The 19,974-nt window shown below is 67.8% G+C and carries 16 protein-coding genes; 10 read left to right on the top strand and 6 right to left on the bottom strand.

Features of this window, described 5'->3' with window-relative positions; genetic code table 11:
* Positions 1 to 235 precede the first annotated feature (235 nt).
* Positions 236 to 451, top strand: a complete 216-nt coding sequence (locus tag IFSED24_RS19330; protein WP_491333131.1) for a hypothetical protein — start codon at positions 236 to 238, stop codon at positions 449 to 451.
* A 154-nt stretch (positions 452 to 605) separates the two neighbouring features.
* The gene (locus IFSED24_RS19325) at positions 606 to 1,967 is read left to right on the top strand and encodes a hypothetical protein (RefSeq protein ID WP_491333130.1); all 1,362 of its coding nucleotides are present in this window, start codon (positions 606 to 608) and stop codon (positions 1,965 to 1,967) included.
* Here IFSED24_RS19325 and IFSED24_RS19320 read toward each other — a convergent pair.
* The 4 genes from IFSED24_RS19320 to IFSED24_RS19305 all read right to left on the bottom strand — a co-directional run bounded on the left by IFSED24_RS19320 (position 1,961) and on the right by IFSED24_RS19305 (position 7,322).
* The gene (locus IFSED24_RS19320) at positions 1,961 to 2,236 is read right to left on the bottom strand and encodes a hypothetical protein (RefSeq protein ID WP_491333129.1); all 276 of its coding nucleotides are present in this window, start codon (positions 2,234 to 2,236) and stop codon (positions 1,961 to 1,963) included. The two genes, IFSED24_RS19325 and IFSED24_RS19320, sit on opposite strands and share 7 nt — an antisense overlap.
* 19 nt (positions 2,237 to 2,255) lie before the next feature.
* Positions 2,256 to 3,923 carry an alanine/glycine:cation symporter family protein gene (locus IFSED24_RS19315; protein WP_491333128.1) on the bottom strand — a complete coding sequence of 556 codons (1,668 nt, stop codon included), beginning with the start codon at positions 3,921 to 3,923 and terminating at the stop codon, positions 2,256 to 2,258.
* 111 nt (positions 3,924 to 4,034) lie between these two features.
* The gene (locus tag IFSED24_RS19310; protein ID WP_491333127.1) at positions 4,035 to 5,558 is read right to left on the bottom strand and encodes a flippase; all 1,524 of its coding nucleotides are present in this window, start codon (positions 5,556 to 5,558) and stop codon (positions 4,035 to 4,037) included.
* Positions 5,559 to 5,627: 69 nt separating this feature from the next.
* Entirely contained in the window at positions 5,628 to 7,322 is a 1,695-nt protein-coding gene (locus tag IFSED24_RS19305) for a hypothetical protein (protein ID WP_491333126.1), read from the bottom strand.
* Between the two features lie 255 nt (positions 7,323 to 7,577).
* Between IFSED24_RS19305 and IFSED24_RS19300 the strand changes: the two genes are divergently transcribed.
* The 7 genes from IFSED24_RS19300 (at position 7,578) to IFSED24_RS19270 (ending at position 13,892) form a co-directional block, all read left to right on the top strand.
* Positions 7,578 to 7,976, top strand: coding sequence for an Hsp20/alpha crystallin family protein (locus IFSED24_RS19300; RefSeq protein WP_491333125.1), 399 nt, complete (start codon positions 7,578 to 7,580; stop codon positions 7,974 to 7,976).
* Between the two features lie 110 nt (positions 7,977 to 8,086).
* Entirely contained in the window at positions 8,087 to 8,977 is an 891-nt protein-coding gene (locus tag IFSED24_RS19295; protein WP_491333124.1) for a fumarylacetoacetate hydrolase family protein, read from the top strand.
* Positions 8,978 to 9,242: 265 nt separating this feature from the next.
* On the top strand, positions 9,243 to 9,767 hold the full coding sequence (locus IFSED24_RS19290; RefSeq protein WP_491333123.1) for a hypothetical protein: 525 nt from the start codon (positions 9,243 to 9,245) through the stop codon (positions 9,765 to 9,767).
* Between the two features lie 3 nt (positions 9,768 to 9,770).
* Positions 9,771 to 10,472, top strand: coding sequence for a hypothetical protein (locus IFSED24_RS19285; RefSeq protein ID WP_491333122.1), 702 nt, complete (start codon positions 9,771 to 9,773; stop codon positions 10,470 to 10,472).
* Positions 10,473 to 10,566: 94 nt separating this feature from the next.
* Positions 10,567 to 11,820: a BamA/TamA family outer membrane protein gene (locus IFSED24_RS19280; RefSeq protein WP_491333121.1), complete on the top strand. Its 1,254-nt coding sequence runs from the start codon at positions 10,567 to 10,569 to the stop codon at positions 11,818 to 11,820.
* Complete coding sequence (locus IFSED24_RS19275) at positions 11,820 to 12,596, top strand: purine nucleoside phosphorylase YfiH/LACC1 family protein (RefSeq protein ID WP_491333120.1); 777 nt, start codon at positions 11,820 to 11,822, stop codon at positions 12,594 to 12,596. The genes IFSED24_RS19280 and IFSED24_RS19275 overlap by 1 nt, the downstream gene beginning before the upstream one ends.
* Positions 12,597 to 12,641: 45 nt before the next feature.
* Positions 12,642 to 13,892: a dicarboxylate/amino acid:cation symporter gene (locus IFSED24_RS19270; RefSeq protein ID WP_491333119.1), complete on the top strand. Its 1,251-nt coding sequence runs from the start codon at positions 12,642 to 12,644 to the stop codon at positions 13,890 to 13,892.
* Positions 13,893 to 13,916: 24 nt separating this feature from the next.
* Here IFSED24_RS19270 and IFSED24_RS19265 read toward each other — a convergent pair whose 3' ends face one another.
* On the bottom strand, positions 13,917 to 17,030 hold the full coding sequence (locus tag IFSED24_RS19265) for a phospholipase D-like domain-containing protein (RefSeq protein WP_491333118.1): 3,114 nt from the start codon (positions 17,028 to 17,030) through the stop codon (positions 13,917 to 13,919).
* A gap of 50 nt (positions 17,031 to 17,080) precedes the next feature.
* The gene (locus tag IFSED24_RS19260) at positions 17,081 to 17,989 is read right to left on the bottom strand and encodes a transporter (protein WP_491333117.1); all 909 of its coding nucleotides are present in this window, start codon (positions 17,987 to 17,989) and stop codon (positions 17,081 to 17,083) included.
* 263 nt (positions 17,990 to 18,252) lie between these two features.
* Here IFSED24_RS19260 and IFSED24_RS19255 point away from each other — a divergent pair, with 263 nt between their 5' ends.
* Positions 18,253 to 19,974 (top strand): glutamine--tRNA ligase/YqeY domain fusion protein, encoded by a 1,722-nt coding sequence (locus IFSED24_RS19255; RefSeq protein WP_491333116.1) that lies wholly within the window; start codon positions 18,253 to 18,255, stop codon positions 19,972 to 19,974.

The following is a 19,974-nucleotide window of genomic DNA, read 5'->3' as shown; positions in this document are numbered from 1 at the left end:
TAGTTGCGATACCTCGAAACAAGTACGATCTTGACCCCTTGACAGGACCCTACCGCCCCGGATTACAATGGCGGCGACACACCAACTGGAGAGCATGACCGTGAGCGATTCCCAGCTGATCCAGGTGACCGAATCTGCGGACACCGCCCTGGGCGCCTTCGATTTCTCGGCCCATCAGGGCAAGGGCGTCCGCGTGTTCATCCAGGGCTTCGGCTGAAGCGGCCCCGCCCTGGGCATGGCTCTGGACGAGCCCAACGACAAGGACGAAGTGATCAGCCAGGGTGACTATGCCATCCTGGTGGACCCCCAGACGAAAGACATCGTAGACCAGAGCGGCGGGCTGACCATCGACTATGTCGACGAGGCCCACCAGAAGGGATACCTGCTGCGGCTGAACAAGGCTAGCGGCGGCTGCGGCAGCGACGGCGGCGGCTGCTCCGGGTGCGGTTAGAGGACGAGCCGGCCACGGACCAGCACCCCGACGCCAGGGGGATCGAGGCCGGGACCCACGAGGTCCCGGCCTTCACTCTATCCACACCTGGACACCTCCGACGGCAGCTGCCAGTATCCGACCGTGCCTGGAACCGGACCACCTGGAGCCCGCCATGACCCTGACCCAGCGCCGCCTCCTGCATCTCGGCCTCGCCCTCGCGCTGGCTGCCGCCACGCTGACGGTCTTCCACCGCCTCTTCGGTCACACCTTCTTCCACGACGACTGGACGCTCCTGGCCCGGGCCGCCGACATCCTGCCGGCCCTCTCTCCTCCGGTGCGCATCCTCTCCTTCGACCTCTACTGGCGCCTGCTCGCCGTCGTGACCGATCTCGACCCCGACATCTACCTGGCCAGCCGATTGCTGCTGCATCTGGCCAGCGGCGCCATGCTCGGCCTGATCGTCCGGCAGCTCGGCGGTCGCACCGCGGGCATGGGGCTCGCCGCCGCGCTCTATCTCCTGAGTCCCCTGGTCTTCGAGGCGCTCTTCTGGGCTGCGGGCGTCACCGAGCTGCTGGCCAACCTGGGCCTGCTGCTGGCGGTGCTGGGCGCCCTGCGCGGCGGGCGGTCGGGTGTGACGCTGCTGATCGTGGGCGGTCTGGTCTGCCTGACGAGCAAGGAGACCGGCTGGTGGCTCGCATTGCTCGCCGTGGCGGCCGGGCGCCGGCATGGGCAGCGCGCCTATCTCGGAGCGGGAGTCGTCCTGCTGGTCGTGGCCGCGATCAGCCTCATGAGCACGGCCCGGGGCCTTGCCCACGACTACACCTGGACGCCGGTCGCCGTGCCCTGGAACCTGCTGCGCTCCGGATCCTGGCTCCTCCCCCGGGCCTGGGACCTGACCCGGGTCTGGGAAGCCGGCACACCGACCCTGGTGACAGGCGGCATGGCGTGGCTGGCGTGGCTGGCCTGGGCAGGATGGCGCCTCAAGCGGCACGACCCCGTACCAGCGGTGGCGCTGGGCTGCGGCTTGCTGGCGCTGGCCCCGGTGGTGGGGCTGGAAGGCCACATGGTGCCGCGGTATCTCTTGCCGGCCCAGGCGAGCCTCGCGGCGTCTCTGGCCCTGGCGCTGCCGGAGCGGACCCGCTGGCCCAACCTGCTCGTCCCGGCGGCGGCCGTGGCGCTGGCTCTGTACACGAGCTGGTGCGTGGATCAGTTCCTCGACCGCACCTTCGCCAAGGGTCGCCCCTGCCATCGGCTGGTGGCCAAGGAGATGATGGTGCGCATCGCCTGGCGCAAGCTGGCCACGAGCGGGGTGGATGCGGGAACCGGAATCGCCTTCCTGGAGCGACCCGAAGACGATGTCAAGGGACGCGAATACATCCTCGATGTCATCGGCCGCGAATGGGGGCCCCGGCTGTTGCTGGGGCCGGAGACGCCGGTCATGATCACCGATCGTCCCGCCGACATCCCGCCGCAGACCCTGACGTTCGGCTTCGGGTCCTGGTCCCTCGAGTACCTGGGCGTCCGGCGTCAGTAGTCCTCGTCGTCGTCATCGGCGAGGAGGTCGTCGTCGAGATCGTCGTCCAGGTCATCGTCGAGATCGTCGTCATCCAGATCGACATCATCCAGGAATTCATCGTCCTCGAGATCGTCGCCCTCGAGGTCCACGAGGTCCGGCACACCCTTGTCGAGGAATTCGTCCTCCCAGGTCTCGCAGCACTCGTCGCTGCAGAAGATCTGGCGGCGGAACTTGATCCCCTGGTCCGTGATCTCGGCGCCGCAATAGGTGCAGACTTTCGGTTCCATGGCGTCACCCTTCGACGAATCAGCGGTAAGGCACATGCTCCCGCGAGAAGTACTCGCTGGTCAGGGCCCGAACCTTCCTGTTGAGCAGGACAAGGGCGATGAGGTTTGGCAGCGACATGAGACCCAGGGCGCTGTCGCCGAAGTTCCAGACGATCTCCAGCGAGAAGATGGCCCCCAGGAAGTTCATGACGCAGAACAGGATCTTGTAGGGCAGCACCCACTGTGGCCCGAACAAGTAGACCACGGCGCGGTCGCCGTAGTAGCTCCAGCTGATGGCGGTGGAGATGCCGAAGAGCACCACGCCGATGGTCACGATGAGGTAGCCCCACCGGCCGAGGATGGGCGCCAGCCCGCGCTGGAAGCCCCAGGCGGTCAGTGGCGATCCGTTGAGCGTCAGGTCGCCCTCGAGCGTGAGGGCGGGGATGGCGGCGAAATCCATGACCCCATCGTTCACCGGGATCATCCCGCGCCACGGCCGGCCGGCGTCCAGGAAGACCGGTCGCCCGATGGTCGAGTGATTGTAGACGAGCTGTCTGGCCACGGGCTCGCCGTGCTCGACCTGCAGGTCGCCGGTGAAGCGGTCGGTGGCTGCCACCCGACCGTTGGTGCCCACGCTCGCGGCGTCGATCATCACCGTGATGTCCGACTGGGCGTTGACCGGGATCTCGCCGCGGTTCTTCTCGGTCCAGACACCGGTGGAGAGGATGACCAGGCCGGTGATGGTGCAGATGATCAAGGTGTCGATCAAGGGCCCCATCATGGCGACCACGCCCTCGCGCACCGGCTCGTCGGTCTTGGCCGCCGCGTGGGCGATGGGCGCCGAGCCCTGGCCGGACTCGTTACTGAACAGTCCGCGCTTGACACCCCAGGTCAGCATGAAGATGAACGTGCCCCCGGCGAAGCCGCCGAGTTGTGCCGCGGGCTGGAAGGCGCTCTTGAAGATGAGGACCAGCATGCCGGGAATCACCTGGAAGTTCAGCAGCAGCACGAGCAGGCCGCCCGTCACGTAGATCACCGCCATGTAGGGCACCAGTTTGCTCGTCACCGCACCGATGCGCTTGATGCCGCCGAGGATCACCGCCGCGATGAGCGAGGCCGACACGAGGCCGGTGATCCAGGTGGGCACGCCAATGTCGGCGCGCATCTGGTCGGCCACGGTGAACGCCTGGATGCTGTTGCCCGAGCCGAAGCTCGAGATCACCGTGCACACGGCGAAGGCCACTGCCAGCGGTTTCCAGCTCTTGCCGAGCCCGTGCTCGATGTAGTACATGGGTCCGCCGGCGGCCGAACCGTCGGGCAGGATCTGGCGATACTTCATGCTCAGCGTGCACTCGGCGTACTTGAGCGCCATGCCGAAGACCGCGGTCACCCACATCCAGAACAGCGCGCCGGGACCGCCGTAGTGCAGCGCGGTGGCCACGCCGGCGATGTTGCCGATGCCGACGGTGGCCGACAGCGCCGTGGTCAGGGCCTGGAAATGCGAGAGGTCGCCATCGTGGGACGGGTCGTCGTACTTGCCGCGGATGACATCGAGGCTGTGCTTGAGCTTGCGCAGCTGCAGGAAGCGCAGGCTGACCGTGGTGAACAGTCCGGTCAGGAGCAGGGCGGCCACCATGACGGGGAACGCTTCGGGCCAGCCCCAGACGGTTCCCGAGAGGTCGGCGGCGAACTGGCGGATGACTTCCATGCGGCGTCCTTCGGTTGGTTCGATGGCCGACCCCGGGGCAGGCCCTTTCCTTGCGTTTAACGGATTAAGCCGCGCGGCTCAAGTGGGAAATCACGACCGGTAGTCCGGTTTTCAATTCCGCCGGCGCACGAGCTGGGGCAGGAGGCGCAGATCCTCCCGGTCGAGAACGCGCAGGCCCAGGACCACGACCGCGTAGATCAGCACCCAGAGCAACACTCCGCCCAGGAAAGGCACCCAGCCGGCGGTGGTGGTCAGGCCGAACCACCCGGCGCACCAGTCGGGCGCCGCCAGGTGCAGGATGCCGGACGCCGCCGCCCAGCTCGACACCAGGGCCAGCCAGGTTCCGGGCAGCGCCCGCAAGATCGAGAAGCGGTACGCGGTGCGCCGCAGGTAGTAGAGGTGCAGGACCATGCTCTGGAACAGCGTGAAGACCGTGGCGGCCCCCGCGCCGTAGTAGCCGTAGCGCGGGATCAGCAACGAGTTGAGCGTCACGTTCACCACCAGCGCGGCGCTGCCGATGAGTACGAAGACGCTCTCGCGTCCGGCGGCGATGAGCGTGCGGTTCAGCACATGGTTGGCCGACTGGAACGGCAGTCCCCAGATCACGATCTGCAGCACCAGGATCGACGGCGTGAACTGGCTGGGATCGGCGCCGCTATTGCCGCGGGCGAACCACTCGATCAGAGGCCGGGCGCTCAGGCTGACCAGCCAGGCCAGCGGCAGCATGAACACCAGCATGAAGCGGAGCGACCGCTCGGAGAAGCGGGTGGTGTCCTCGTTCGACTGCTGCGAGTAGCGGGCCAGCGCGGGGAACATGGCGGTGGCGAAGATGTTGGGTGCGATCAGGAGGATGTCCAGCGCGCGATGTCCCAGGCCGTAGATGCCGGTGGCCGCCTTGCCCACCATCTCGTTGAGCATGACGGTGTCGACCTTGAAGCTGATGATGCCGAAGGTGGTGGCGGCGAACATGGGCAGTCCCAGACGCAGCATCCAGCGCAGGTCGGGCACGTCCTCGCCGGGCAGGGCGCGCCGCCAGGGACCAGCCTTCCAGAACATGAGCGGGGCCATGACCAGGAGGCGCACCGCACGGCTGGCGAAGTTGGCCCAGATCACGCCCATGAGGCCCCAGCCCAGATCGAGCCACCAGTAGGCGAGCACGAAGTAGGCCACCGCCGACACCACCTGCCCCACGCTCTGGTACTGGACCTTCTCCCGGGCCTGGAGGACCGAATCGCAGGCCATGGCCGTGGTCTCGAGGAACAGGCCGGCCGCGGTGACCAGGACCGCGGCGGTGGCCAGCTCCGATTCGCCCGTCACGTGCAAGTAGACCACCAGCGCCAGGTAGCAGAGCGCGCCCAGGCCCCAGCGCAGCCGCAGCGCACCCCACATGAGCGGCCACGAGAGGCCGGGCTGCTTGGTGACCTCGCGGGTCAGCAGCACCCCCAGGCCGAAGTTGGCCAGGGTCAGCAGGATGACCGTGAGGTCGTTGGCCAGGAACCAGATGCCCATGCCCTCGGGACCGAGCAGCGGGGTCATCTTCTTGGTGATCAGCAGCGCGAGCAGGCGCCCGAGCATGAGCCCCGTGGTCAACAGGAAGGTGTTCTTGGCGACGCTGCGCGTGGCGGTGGGGGGCACGGGGGCTCCTTGACGAGGCGAGGGACGTGGGTGGAACGATCTTGGCATCGGAGTCACCGGCGCTGCAAGCTAGAAGTAGCCGCGGGAGACGGTGGTGATGACGATCCCCTGGGTCCCGGTCAGGTCGTAGGTCAGATCGACGCGCGCCAGATCGCTGGTCCCCGAACGCGTGCCGCCCAGACGCAGGCCGACGCCGATCTCGTGGCGGGCGTCCTCGAGCCGGCGGGTCTCGTCGGGGAAACGGGCGATACCGCCGGTGTAGAAGAGGCCCCAGCCGGTCTGGACGATATCCAGCGGAACCCAGGTGAGCACACGCCCCAGTTCGCAGCTCCAGCGCAGGAGGCGTTCGCCGGCCATGCCGTCGACATCGAGGGTGCGCAGGCCGCGGTCGAGCCCCAGCACCGCCACCTCGTCGCCGCGCTGACCGTCGGCATGGTACGCCTCGACGAAGGTCTTGACGGTGTAGGGCCGCTCGGGCGGGCCGAAGCGCGCGTACGACCCCAGCACCACGTCCACGGAGTGGTTGCGGTTCTCCGGGTGACCGAGATCGGCATCTGCGGAGATGGACTGGAACCAGAAGTGGCGGCCGGTGCGATCGTAGTTGGAAGCCCCCAGATATACGCTCCAGCGTTCCCCATAACCGGTGTCTGAACCGACCGCATGGCCGGAGGGACCCGCGCGCAGTTCCAGGATCGCGTCGAGGGGGATGTCCTCGCGGTTGCCGTAGCGCCGGAGGTAGCGGGTCTCGGCCCAGCGCCGGCCGTGGGTCCGCAGCCAGAGGTAGGGATACACCCGCGTGCCGATGTCGCGCGCCAGGGGCTGGCCGGGTTCGGCGAGGAAGGAGAGGTCGGCGGTGCGGCCGTCGGAGAGCGTGAAGACAGGTTGATCGAGGTCGTACGACCGTTTGGTGATCTGCGCGCCAGGGCCCACACGCCAGACCCGACCGCGCCCCTCGGGGCTCAGCCGCAGCGCCGACTCGACCCGTAGCCCTTCGTACTGCCGAGGCAGCCTGGCATAGAGGCTCTGCTCGCGCGTGGGATCCGCTCCCGCCGGGCCTGCGTTGCTGAGGTACCAGCGGGTCTCGTAGCTCTGGCTCCAGCCCTCCAGGCTCAGGGCCCAGCGCTGGTCGTCGGCACGGAAGGGCACCGCGATGGCGAACCAGCGGTCGTAGCCGTCGGTACGCTGGTCGAGGTTGAGCTCGAGGGTGACCGGACTGCGCAGGAACCGGTTCTGGCGGAAGTAGAGACGGCCGTAGCCCGCATTCAGGTCGTGTCCCACCGAGCCGCGCACCAGCAGGCCCGTACCCAGGAAGTTCTTCTCGGTGAGCGCCAGGTTCCAGCGGATCTTGCCGCTGGAGGCCAGGGCGAAGTTCAGGCCCAGACCCAGGGTCCAGGTCTCGCGGGTGCGGACACGCACCCCGACCCGGCCGTCCGCGGTGGTGTCGACGGCCGCCACGCGGACCCGGTTGAGGATCCCGAGCGAGCGCAGGTTCCGGGTCGATTCCTCGAGCAGTTCGGCCCGGAAGGGATCCCCCTCCTCGAAGAGCAGCTCCTGGCGCACCACCCAGGGTCGCGTGTCGAAATGCAGGCCGTTCATCACCTTGCGCAGGGTGTGGTTGAGCCCCCGCGCCGAATCCACCTCGGCGTCGGTGAAGATCCGGTCCATCTGCAGCTCGATGGCGCCCACGCGCAAGGTGGTATCCGCCGGCGCCGGGACCTCGGCCTCGGCCAGCCCTGCCGAGGTCAGCAGACAGAGTGTCACCACCAGGCTGACAGCACGACCGCATACTCTGTCACGATGACAGTATCGACCTGACAAGAAGGGACTGGAATCGGTCAAGGGCACGGAGAGCTCCCATGGCGGCACAGCATTATCTCTTTGATGTCATTAGTCTTACAAAAACGACCGATTCTTGGCAAGTGCTGGCACGGCAGTTGTATTAGAGAGGGCAAATGGTCAACACGGGAGGCCCACCTCCCTGGAACTGTAGACAGAGGACACGAAACAGGAGGAAGCAACATGTATCCCATCGCTCAGCTGATCAACGCCGCTCTCGAGAACAACCCCAGCACCTGCAGCCCGCGCTACGCCGCGGCGCACACGCCCCGGGCCAACATCCTCGAGGGCGAACAGGATTACCGCATCGTGATGGATCTGGCCGGTGTTCGCAACGAGGATCTGGACATCAGCCTCGAGGACGACAGCCTGACCATCAAGGCCGAGCGGAGCCTGGAGGTTCCCGAGGGCTATACCAGCCGCCGCAGCGAGATGGTCGGCAAGGCCAGCATCCAGCGCAGCTTCAACCTGGGTCACCAGGTGGACGCCGAGAAGATCAGCGCCAAGCTCGACCACGGCGTGCTGACGTTGACCCTGCCCAAGAGCGCCAAGGCGGTGGCGCGGCGCATCCAGGTCAAGTGACCCGAGATATCCCCGGACAGTGACACGACCGGTAGGCCCGCCCCGCAGTTCCGCGGGGCGGGCCATCTGCGTCGGTGACAAGACCCGCAGGCTGGTCCATAATCCCGCCCATGAGACTCATCACCTACACGCAGGGGGCGGATCCGCGCTGCGGGCTGGCCCTGAGCGACACGGTCGGGCTGGACCTGCTGGCCGCCGACCCCACGCTGCCGGGCACCTGGCATGCTTTGTTCAGCGAGATGCGCCGCCTGCGGCGCCTCCACGACGATCATCTGCCCCGACTGGACGGTGTGGGCGAGGAGGGCGAGCTGCCGGCGCCGTTCTTCCGCCTCGCCGAGGCCCAGCTGCTGGCGCCGGTCCTGCTGCCGTCGAAGATCATCGGCGTGGGGTTGAATTATCGCGACCATGCCGCCGAGCAGAACAAACCGCTACCCGAGTTGCCCATGCTCTTCGGCAAGGCTCCCAGCTGCCTGCAGAGCCACGACGGCCCCATCGGTTTGACCGAGGATCTCACCCAGGTGGACGCCGAGGCCGAGCTGGCGGTGGTCATCGGCCGGCCGGCGCGGTCGGTCACGCGCGAGGAGGCCGGCCAATACATCGCGGGCTACACCTGCTTCAACGACGTGAGCAACCGCGAGGCGCAGCGCCGCGATCGCCAGTTCTTCCGGGGCAAGAGTATCGACACCGGCGGCCCCTGCGGCCCCTGGATCATGACCCCCGACGAGCTGCCGCCCGAGGGCCTGGGCCTACGCATCCGCTGCCTCTGGAACGACACCGTGATGCAGGACAGCAACACCGAGCAGCTGGCCTTCACGCCGCACGCGCTGGTGGAGCACGCCAGCCGCCACATGACCCTTTTCCCCGGCGACATCATCGCCACCGGCACCCCCGGCGGCGTGGGCGAGTTCCGGGACCCGCCGGTCTTCCTCGCACCCGGAGACGTGATCACGGTGGAGATCGAGGGCCTGGGCCGCCTCGTCAACCCGGTGGTGCGCTGGTAATTGCGACCTAGCACCACTTTTTTGCAAATCGCGCCCCGGGGTGCCCGGAAGTTGCAAAGCGCACCTTCCCGCGCCCCGGGGCGTTTCCATGGTCCTCGCGCCATCACGCCGTAACCCGCCGTTTCAGGCGCGTTCCCACCCCACCCCACGATCCTTCCCCCCTCCGGAACGCTCCTTGATGTTCCCTGCCGTGGATGCTGCAACACCGGGCAGTCCGCAAGCAGGATCGCCCTCGCTCGGCCAACCCACATCCCTGGAGCGCACCATGCCGGCCGCAAGCGTGAGTCACAACGAGATGACCACCCTCATGGAGCACCTGCCGCGCTACGACGGTTACCACTCGGGCCGTCGCGCGGTGGCCGAGGAGCGCGAATTCCGCCGCTCGCTGGGCCAGCTGCTCAAGGACTGCGGCGATCACCTGCTCGGGGTGGCCGAACGCCGCAGCCAGCTGCTCAGCGGGGAGCAGGAAGAGATCATCGACCTGCTGGTCGACCACATCAGCTCGATCTTCCGCAGGCTCGACCGCGAGGGCAAGGTGGTGATCGCCGGCGATCCCGGCGAGGTCGTGCCCGAGCTCGAGGAGCTGGACAACCGGCTGCTGCAGCTCGCCGAGGAATCGCTCAGGCTCACCCGCGACCTCGACGGGGAAACCCCATCGGAGACCTGGTTCCGCAATCAGGCCATCCAGCTCAGCCAGGATCTGGCGGATCTGAGCCGCACCACCGAGGAGCGCAACTTCCTCCTCGGCCTGGGCTGGGAGTCGGAATTCGCCCGCATGCGCCGGAGGTAGGTCATGAACCGCGAACAGCAGCCCTGGCAGGAGCACGAACCCTCCAGCGTGGTCGAGTGGCAGCCCGCGGCGCCGCCGCTGGCGGTGGAGGGACCGCTCGAACTGGCCTGCTTCGCCGACCAGACCCTGGTCCTGGACCTGGCCGACGACCAGGTCGCCTTCTGCGAGCTGGCGGGGCAGCTGAAACGCGTCTTCCTCGGCGGCCTGCATCGCGTGAGGGTGGGTCATGGCAGCGGCCAGACCTCGCCCGAGGGACGCCTGCTCTTCGTCCGTACCGCTGCTCCGCTGTCCTGGCGCTGGCAAGATCAAGCGTCGCTGTGCATGAACACGTCCGGGTGCGAGGTCCAGCGTCTCGCCCTGCGTGGCGTCTGCGGCGTGGTCGTGGAGGATCCCGTGGTCTTTCACACGACCGTGCTGCAGGGGCTGGAGAGCATCTCGCTGCCGGTCATCCAGGGCGTGCTCGACACCATGGTGCGCGCGCTGATCGAATCGCGGCTCCGGAGCCTCGAAGAGCCCCACCGCCTGGATCCCCTGCGGGCCCAGGTCCTGCTGGGCGACCTCAAGGCCGAGGATCTGGCCGAGGACCTGGCCGAGCTGGGGCTCGGTTGTTGCCAGCTGGCGGCCTACACGCCCCTGCCCCGCGAGGAGTCCCTCCCGGAAGTGGTCGAAAGCCAGCCGGTCTTCTCCTACGACGACGTCCTCTAGTCGCGCCGCTGGACAATTCCCCGAAGACGTCGATAATAGCCGGGTAGGGGTCGTCACGCCGGCGATCCACACCGTTGCCTTTCAGGGGGGACCCATGCGCCGCCTGCTCCTGCTCACCTGCCTCGCCCTTATCGCCGCCATCAGTGCCTGGCCGGCCGCCGCGCAGGAACCGGTCCTCGCCGAGGTGGTCGTCGCGGGCAACACCAAGACCGACCGCGCCGTGGTCGACCGCGTCATCGGCCTCGCGCCTGGCGACCCATTCCCGCTCGAGGCCTTCGACTCGGTCTGGGACCGCCTGGAAGATTGCGGCTACTTCGCCTTCGTCGACCTCGACAGCGAGGAGGACGACCAGGGTCGCGTGACCCTTTACGTCACCGTGGAAGAGGAGCGGACCGCGCGCTTCACTCCCTACGTCCGCTACAGCCGCCGGCACAAGTACCTGCTCGGCGCGGCCATGCGCGACGTGAACGTGGGCGGTCGGGGCGAGATCCTCGAGCTGCAGGCCATCGTCTACCGCATCCAGCGCGCCCAGGCCAGCTTCACCAAGCCCTGGTTCCTCGGCCGCGACGGCCTGAGCCTCCTGGCCGACGCCGGCTGGGAGCAGGGCGGCTTCGTCTGGCGTCCCTTCGATTACGACCAGTGGCAGGCACACCTCGGCTTGCGCCAGACCATCGCGGGGCCGTTCTACGTCGAGGGTGGCGGCGGCTACGAGAGTTTCCAGCAGAAGGACGACTACTCCTGGACGATCCAGGACGCCTCGGTGTTCTTTCCCGCCGAGCGGCGCAGCACCTGGCAGGTGCAGGGCCTCCTGGGCGTCGACACCCGCGACAGCCGCTTCTACCCCACCCGGGGCATGTTCCACACCTACGCGCTGTCGTATCGCTTCGGCGGCGACGTCGCCGACCAGACGACCAACGAGCTGGACCTGCGCGGCTTCGTTCCCTTGCCCGGCAAGACCATCCTCGCCCTGCACGCCTACGGCCGCAACGTGAACCAGGCGCTCAGCGACGAGTACGTCATGCGCTGGGGCGGTCCGGAGACGGTGCGCGGCGCCCCGTATGCCAGCCGCGAGGGCTCGCGAGCCTACCTCGCCACGGCCGAGTTGCGCTACCCGCTGTTCCTGATGCCGGTGGCGGTCACGGGCGAGACCGTGGGCCTGGGACTGCACGCCTTCACCGACGTGGGCGATGCGTTCTTCCCGGTCGACGGTCAGAGCGATCCGCGCGCCATGGTGAGCTTCGGCGGCGGCCTGCACGTCAGCCTGCTCAGCTGGCAGCTCCGCTTCGAGGCCGCCAAGGAGCGCGACCACGACTGGACCTTCGAGTTCATGGACGTCTTCAACTTCTGATGACCACGTTCGCCATCCACGAGAGCGGCCGGTTTCCACTCGGCACGTTCGCGGGGCTGGCCGCCCTCGCACGCGTGCGCCACGGCGTGACCACCCGCGACGGACCGGCCTTCGGCACCGAGGCGGTGGCGCCGATTTGCGCCGAGGCCGCCGCCACCGCCGCCGACCAGCTCGGCCTGGCCGGGGTGGCCTTCGTCCGTCAGGTCCACGGCGGCACCGTGCTACGCGTGCGCACCCCGGGACTGGTGGGCGAGGCCGACGGCCTGATCACCGACGTGCCCGGCCTCGCGGTCCTGGGCCGCAGCGCCGACTGCCCCCTGATCCTGGTGGCCGGCCGGCGCCCCGACGACTCCCCCGCGGTGGGCTTCGCCCACGCCTCGTGGCGCGCCACCGTCCGCGGCATCACCGCCACCCTGATCGCCAGGCTCACGGGCGAATTGCAGGTTGTCCCGGCCACCATCCACGCCGCCATCGCCCCCTCGGCCGGCCCCTGCTGCTACGAGGTGGGCCCGGAGGTCCGCCAGCAGGCGCTCGCCGCGCTGGGCGAGGACGCCGCCGCCTTCTTCATCCCCGCCGCGGACCGCTGGCACCTCGACCTCTGGGCCGCGAACCGCGCGCAGCTCACCGCCGGCGGCGTCCCTGCCGATCAGATCGAGCAGAGCCGGATCTGCACCATCTGCCAGGGCGATCGCTTCTGGAGCTGGCGCGCCCAGGGCGAACGGGCCGGTCGGTTCGCGGGCCTGATCGGGGTGGTCTCGCGGCGTGATCCAGGCTAGAGTCAGCGCGAATACCGCCATGCTCCGAGCCAAGGGAAGGGCGACATGACCTGGCGCAAGATCAACCTCACCGGCTGGATCCTCATCGGCCTGGCGGCGGGCATCGTCTGCGGCCTGCTCCAGTACTGGTTGCTGCCCGACGCGGTCAACCAGGCCACCGTGCGCTGGTTCCACGATCCCATCGGCCGCGTCTTCCTCAACGGCATCCGGCTGCTGGTGGTGCCGCTGGTGCTGGTCTCGCTCACCCTGGGCACCGCCGCCATCGGCGACCTGGGCAAGCTGGGCCGCATCGGCGGCAAGACCATGGGGATCTACCTCGCGACCACCGCCGTCGCCATCTCCATCGGGTTCCTGCTGGCCAGCGTGGTGCACCCCGGCAGCGGCCTCTCCATTCCCCTCGACGCCTCGTTCGAGGGCGCCCAGGCGCCACCCATCACCGACATCCTGGTGGACATCGTGCCCACCAACCCGTTCGCCGCCATGGTGTCGGGCAAGATGCTGCAGGTGATCTTCGTGGCGCTGCTGGCGGGCCTGGCCCTGGCCGCCGTGCGCGAGCGCGCCGAGCCGCTGGTGCGCGTGCTCGAGAGCGCCGACCACGTGATCCAGCGCATGGTCGTGATGATCATGTGGTTCGCGCCCGTCGGCGTGTTCGCGCTGATCGCCAAGGTGATCGTGGGCGAGGGCCTGGCGGTGTTCGTACCGCTCTTGAAGTACATGGGCTGCGTGATCGGGGCGCTGGCCATCCACGCGCTGGTGGTCTACCCGCTGTTCCTGACCCTGCTGGGTCGGCTCAATCCCTGGCAGTTCTACCGCAACATCTACCCCGCCATGATCGTGGCCTTCTCCACCTCGTCGTCCAACGCCACCCTGCCGGTCACCATGGAGGTGGCCGAGACGCGGCTCGGCACCCACGAATCGATCCACGCCTTCACGCTGCCGCTGGGCGCCACCATCAACATGGACGGCACGGCGATCATGCAGGGCGTGGCCACGGTCTTCATCGCCGGGGTCTACGGCATCGACCTGACCGTGGGCGACTTCCTGCGCGTGGTGATGATGGCGACGCTGGCGTCCATCGGCACGGCGGGCGTCCCCGGCGTGGGTCTGATCATGCTGTCCATGGTGCTGGTGGAGATCGGCCTGCCCGTGGAGGGGATCGGCATCATCCTGGGCGTGGACCGGCTGCTGGACATGTCGCGAACCGCGGTCAACGTGGCCGGCGACATGATGTGCACCACCGTGGTGGCGCGCAGCGAGGGCGAATTCGAGCCTGCGGTGTACGGGGCGGAGAACTGACGCGTCCCCCGCCCTGGCCGCGATCTAGAGCGAGAGCTTCATCAGGCCGGCCAGGCTGCGCGTCACGCCGCCCGGCGGTGGCAGCAGGGCATCGAGCTCCTCGGTGGTGTCCAGCCACTCGCAGAGGCCCGGCAACAGGATGAAGTCGAGGAAGCCGAAGAGGCTCTGCCAGCCGCCGAGCAACACCATGACCTCGCCGTCCATGACCATGCTGCGGTAGTCCATGTTGGTGCTGCCGACGGTGAAGTAGTAGATCAAGTCCTCGCGCTGCGCGGGCGTCAGATCGCGCAACAGGTTCTCGATCAGGTCATACCACGCCGCGGCGAGACGCTCGGGGATGTCCCGTACGTCGGGCTGGTCGCCACCCTCGCCGCCCTCGCCCGCTTGACGGGCCAGGTAGGCGATGTACTCGCGCACGACCCCGGCCAGCTCGGGTCGTGCGTGCAACTTGTTCCAGGCCGTGGCCGAGGTGAAGTAGTTGGCCTTGAGATGGATCTTGGGCCGTTTGGCCGATTCCTCGGCCGATTCCTCGGTCGATTCCTCGGTCGATTCCTCGGTCGATTCCTCGGTCGACAGGTATTTCACCTGGTAGCCCAGCGAATCGAGGATCGCCGGAGCGCTGGCGACCACGGCGTCCAGCTCCGGGTTCCGCGGAAAGGTCCCCCGAGCCCATTCCAGCTCGGCTTCCTCGGCCTGACGGAAGCGGTCCGCGATATCGCCGACTCCCTGCTGCGGCGCGTAGAGGCCCACCTTCAACAGCCCGTCCTGGGCGGCGATCTCGTCCTCGAGATCGTTGGCGAAGACGATGAGCCGACCCATGAGCCCGTGGGCCCGGGCCAGGGTGGGTGCCGCATTGCTGGGTGCGGTGTCCTTGGTCGGCGCGATCACCAGCACACGGCAACCGCGCAGCGCGCTGCCCGAGAGCAGCGAGGCATAGAGGTAGCTCTGCCATAGCGAGTCCGGAACATTGAGCACCGAGCCCTGTGGCATGAGCGAGTAGAGTACGCCCTTCGCCACGTTGATGGGCTTGTCGTGGAAACCCGTCTCGTTGTGCAACTGGAGCACCTTGCCCCGATCATCGAGCCAGTCCGGGGTCCTCGTCGCGTGCTCCTCCGCGAGCCGCTGCTCGTAGGCCGCGGGCCGGTCCTGGGCACGCAGCGGATAGGGGATCTCCTCCGGTTCGTAGCCCTGGGCCTCGAGCAGGCCACGGGCGGCGATCTTCACCGCCAGGGCGCCGGGGCCCTGGACCATGATGGCCCGATCCTCCCAGCCGGCGCCCACATAGTGCTCTCCGATCCCCATACCGGTGAACATGGCGATCCCGCGGTAAGGGTCGGCCTCGGTGATGTCGTAGAAGGCGATCTTGCGGTGGTCGCGCATCATGTTGTCGGGGATGGGAATGATCCCGGCGATGTGCCAGGACCAGAACGAGGGGTCGGCGGGGTTGGTGATGTTGACGTGGACCTTGAGAAGATTCTTGAGCCACTTGTCGCCGTACTGGCTGGCGCCGACCCGCAGGAGGAAGGACTGGGCCACGGCCTCGCGCAGGCGATCCTGGGTCTCGCGGATCCGCTGTTCCCAGTCGGCGTGCTCCCCGGGAAGGTCCAGCTCGTAATCGAGGGGTTCGCGCAGCAGGCGCAGCCAGAGGCGGGCCTTGTTGATCTCGAAGTAGTGCTGGTCCAGGAGCAGGAAGTACTGTGGCAGCTTGCCGGTCTCGTCGTAGGCCTGGACACGTTCGATCATGGCCTCGAGGTAGTTGAGCGTGTGCGCGTAGGCGATGGCGTCGGGTTCGCCCTGGCCGTTCTTGCCGCGGAAGTCGTGGATCCAGAGCACGTGGTAGTCCTCAGCCTCGCGCACCGAACGGGCCATCTCCCACTGGAACTCCTCGTTGATCACGTACCAGACCCGGTTCTCGCATGTGAACTCCTGGCGTGTCGCCCTGGCGATGATGGCGTCGAGTTCGCGCTGGCTGTCGTGCTGATCCGGCCGGAGCGCGTACTGCAGCGGCAGCCACACGAAGCGGGAATCCTCCCAGCGCTCGCGCAACGCCCGGCGATTTTCCTCCATGATGTCGCAGAGCGTCTGGAAGACGTACAAGACCCGGCGCGAGCGGTCCCTGGACAGCTCCAGTTCCGTGAGCACCCAGCTGGAAAACTCGGTCTGGCCGATGGCGATCATGCCGACGAGCGAGTCGTCGGTCTTGCGCTGGCCGATCAGGTGGTTATAGGGCAGGAGGACCTCGTCGAGCAGGTTCGTGCAGGCCTGGTCGCGGATAAGGCACCCCTCGGCGGCGCTGACGCCGGCGGCCAGGGTGAAGGCGTGGCCGAGCGCCTGGTGGTAGCCGTCGACCTCCGCTGGCAGGGTGTGTCCTTGCGGAAAACGAGCGTCGCTCAGGGCCAGGTGCTCCCGCAGCTCGGACAGGACCGGCGCCATGGCCTGATGCGGATCGGCGCCGGAGTGCTCGGCGAAGGGCTGGCTGAGGCGCATGATCCAGTGGGCCCGCAGACGCAGGTCGTCGAGGGTGCGCTCCAGCTCCTCGCCGGCCAGGTCCAGCTCCAACCGTTCCGGGTCGTGCTTGACCAGCCGCACATGGTCGCGCTTGGGACGGGTCGCCCCGATGTTGCGGCCCCAGAGCGGAACGTTGACCCCCAGGCTGAACGATTGTTCGCGCGAAGGCAGCCAGCGCAGCGCCAGGGTGGTGCCGCGGCCGAAGATCCCGCCGCGGTGGATCGGCAGATCGAGCGCGTAGAGGACATCGACGACCTCGTCGGAACCGTTGTAGTCCACGCCGACTCCGACATGGAAGCTGGGCACCTCGAACAGCGCCCGGCCGCCGCCGTCGAATTCCTGACTCGTCACGCCGAGGTAGCCCTCCAGTCGGAGCGCGGCGATGCCGACCACGGGGCTGCCCAGGCTCTTGCTCACGCCGAGGTTGTAGAAGCCCGAGAGTTCGCTGAGGCCGCTGGGACGGTACCAGCCGAGCTCGAATCCGGAGCGGCCCTTGTAGACCGGCGGCATGCCGAGCGCGTAGGTCAGGCCACCCTTTTCGGGGGGAAGGTCGCGCTGGGCCGGAGCGAGGTCAGCCGCGAGGATCGCCACCAGTCCCAGAACGACACCGACGGCTGTTCGTGCCGGCATCTTGCCTTCTATGCGCGCATCTCGGTTGCCCACGGGTTCCTCCTCGGTGCTCAGATCCCTCCGCCCCAGCGGACTTGCCAGGCGAGGCTCCATCTGTCGAAGTCGGCGCCGACCACGGTGCTGAGGCTGTTGAAATAGATGAGCTTCAAGCTCTGCCTGGCGTCCAGCGGATAGACGAGCGTGGCGCCGAAGCGTTTGTTGATCTGCCGGGTGTCCTTCGCGACCCCGCTGACGGTGGTCTGCCCGCCCTCGCCGTAGCCGACCCCGGCACCGATCCAGAAGCCGCGCCGGAACTGGCGGATGGCATTGAACTGGACCGCCAGGAGGGGGTCCTGGCTGATGCTCACACCGCCGAAAGCCTCGGGGTTGCGGGTGAAGGCCCATAGCTCGCCCATAAGTTCCAGGCTCCATGGCCCCAGCCGGTGCGACGCGCCGATCCTGCCGCGAATGGCCCAGCGGTTGGAACCGAGGTTGATGAGCTTCGACGCGTCGTACTGCCCGAGCGGCACGCTGGCCAGCAGAGAGGCGCCGACAATGGTCCCCTCGCGGTAGGCCGCCAGTTCCTGCAAGGTCCTCGCTGGCGCCCCCACGAAGTTCACAGCGAAGCTCAACAGAGGATCGGCGAAGCCTCTTCGCGAGGCACTGGCCGGCTGGTCGAGCCAGAGTCCCTTGTAGTCGCCCCAGGCGAAGGGGACCGCCGCGCCCAGCTTGGCGGTGGCGCCGAAGAAGTCCAGCGTGCGCAGGTAACCCATGGTCGCACTGTGCAGCGTGCCGGTGGCGTCCTCCACCGGCAACGACTGGTCGAAGAAGACGTTGCCCTCGCCATAGCCATAACCCAGGAGCCCGAAGTTCATGCTCACCGGTGCCGGGGAGAAGGCACGCGGCTCCAGATCCTGCGCGCTGGACGCCGGAACCAGGGCCAGCATGGACAGGATGACGATCAACAGCAGGAGGCGCATGGTCAGGTCTCTTTCGTGTCGAGGCACGGCACCGGCTCGGGCCCACCCGGCCCATCATACCCATCACCGGCGGATCTCCACAGCGGAATCGAGACCGCCAGCGCCACCAGATCCGCTCGCGGTCAGCTTGGCTCGGGATGTCGCCACCGGGACGGAGGGGGCATCATCGGACACCGCGAAGCCGCCCACCCTTTGACTCCAGCCTCTCTTGCCATTAGCCTTTCCCCATTCCCGATCCCCGACCCCTACCAGCGAGGCGCCCCATGACCGGTCCCGAGAACACCACGCCCCCGGGCGAGCACGTAGCCGACGGCGACAGCGCCGAACCCCGCAACTTCCTGCGCGAGATCGTCCACCAGGACGTCCGGAGCGGCAAGCACGGCGGCCGCGTCCATACCCGCTTCCCGCCCGAGCCCAACGGCTATCTGCACATCGGGCACGCCAAGGCCATCCTCATCGCCTGGGGCCTGGCGCAGGAATTCGGCGGCAAGTTCAACCTGCGCTTCGACGACACGAACCCGGAGAAGGAGGAGACCGAGTTCGTCGACTCGATCCAGCAGGACGTGCGCTGGCTCGGCGCCGACTGGGAGGACCGCCTCTTCCACGCCAGCGACTACTTCGACACGCTCTACGAATGGGCCCAGCACCTGATCCGCGAGGGCAAGGCCTACGTCTGCTCGCTCACCGAGGACGAGGTCCGCGAGTACCGCGGCACCGTCACCACCGCCGGGCGCCCCAGTCCCGACCGTGACCGGCCCGCCGCGGAGTCCCTCGACCTGCTCGAGCGCATGAAGAACGGCGAGTTCGAGGAGGGCAAGTACACCCTGCGCGCCAGGATCGACATGGGCCACGCCAACATGAAGATGCGCGACCCCTTGCTCTACCGCATCAAGCACAAGGCGCATCATCGCACCGGCAACAGGTGGCACATCTACCCGATGTACGACTACACCCACGGCCAGAGCGACGCCATCGAGGGCATCACCCATTCCACCTGCTCGCTGGAATTCCAGGTCAACCGGCCGCTCTACGACTGGTTCATCCAGAACCTGCCCGTGCCCCACGAACCCCATCAGTACGAGTTCGCACGCCTGAACCTGACCTACACCGTGATGAGCAAGCGCAAGCTGCGGCTGCTGGTGGAGGACGGCCACGTCACCGGCTGGGACGACCCCCGCATGCCCACCCTGACCGCCATGCGCCGCCGCGGCTACACTCCCGAGGCGATCCGTGAGTTCTGCGACCGCATCGGCGTGGCCAAGGCCGACAGCACGGTCGATTTCTCGCTCCTGGAGTGGGCGGTGCGCGAGCACCTGAACCGCGTGGCGCCGCGGGTGATGGCGGTGCTGCGGCCTTTGAAGGTCGTGATCACCAACTATCCCGAGCACCAGGTCGAGCAGATCGAGTGCGTGAACAACCCCGAGGACCCCGCCGCGGGCACGCGTCAGGTGCCGTTCAGCCGCGAGCTGTGGATCGAGCGCGAGGACTTCCGCGAGGAGGCGCCGCGCAAGTTCTTCCGGCTCAAACCCGGCAGCGAAGTGCGGCTCAAGCACGCCTACTACATCACCTGCGACGAGGTGATCAAGGACGACAAGGGCGAGATCACCGAGCTGCACTGCTCCTACGACCCCGAGTCGCGCGGCGGCGATACTCCCGACGGGCGCAAGGTCAAGGGCACCCTGCACTGGGTGAGCTGCCAGCACGCCGTGGACGCCGAGGTCCGGCTCTACGACCACCTCTTCGCCCAGCCGTTTCCCGAGGAAGGCTCCGGGTTCCTGGACAACCTCAATCCCGGGTCACTGGAGGTGCTCGCCGGCTGCAAGCTCGAGCCCGCGCTGGCCGTCGCCCAGCCCGGCGACCGGATGCAGTTCATGCGCAACGGCTACTTCTGCGTCGACATCAAGGACTCCCGGCCCGCGCACCTGGTGTTCAACCGGACAGCGACGCTGAAGGACAGCTGGGCCAAGCTCGAGGCGAAGAAGTAA

The organism is Candidatus Latescibacter sp. IFSED24 (genome assembly GCF_058273205.1).
The sequence above is the reverse complement of the archived record's forward strand: the minus strand, read 5'-3'. Positions and strand labels throughout refer to the sequence as shown.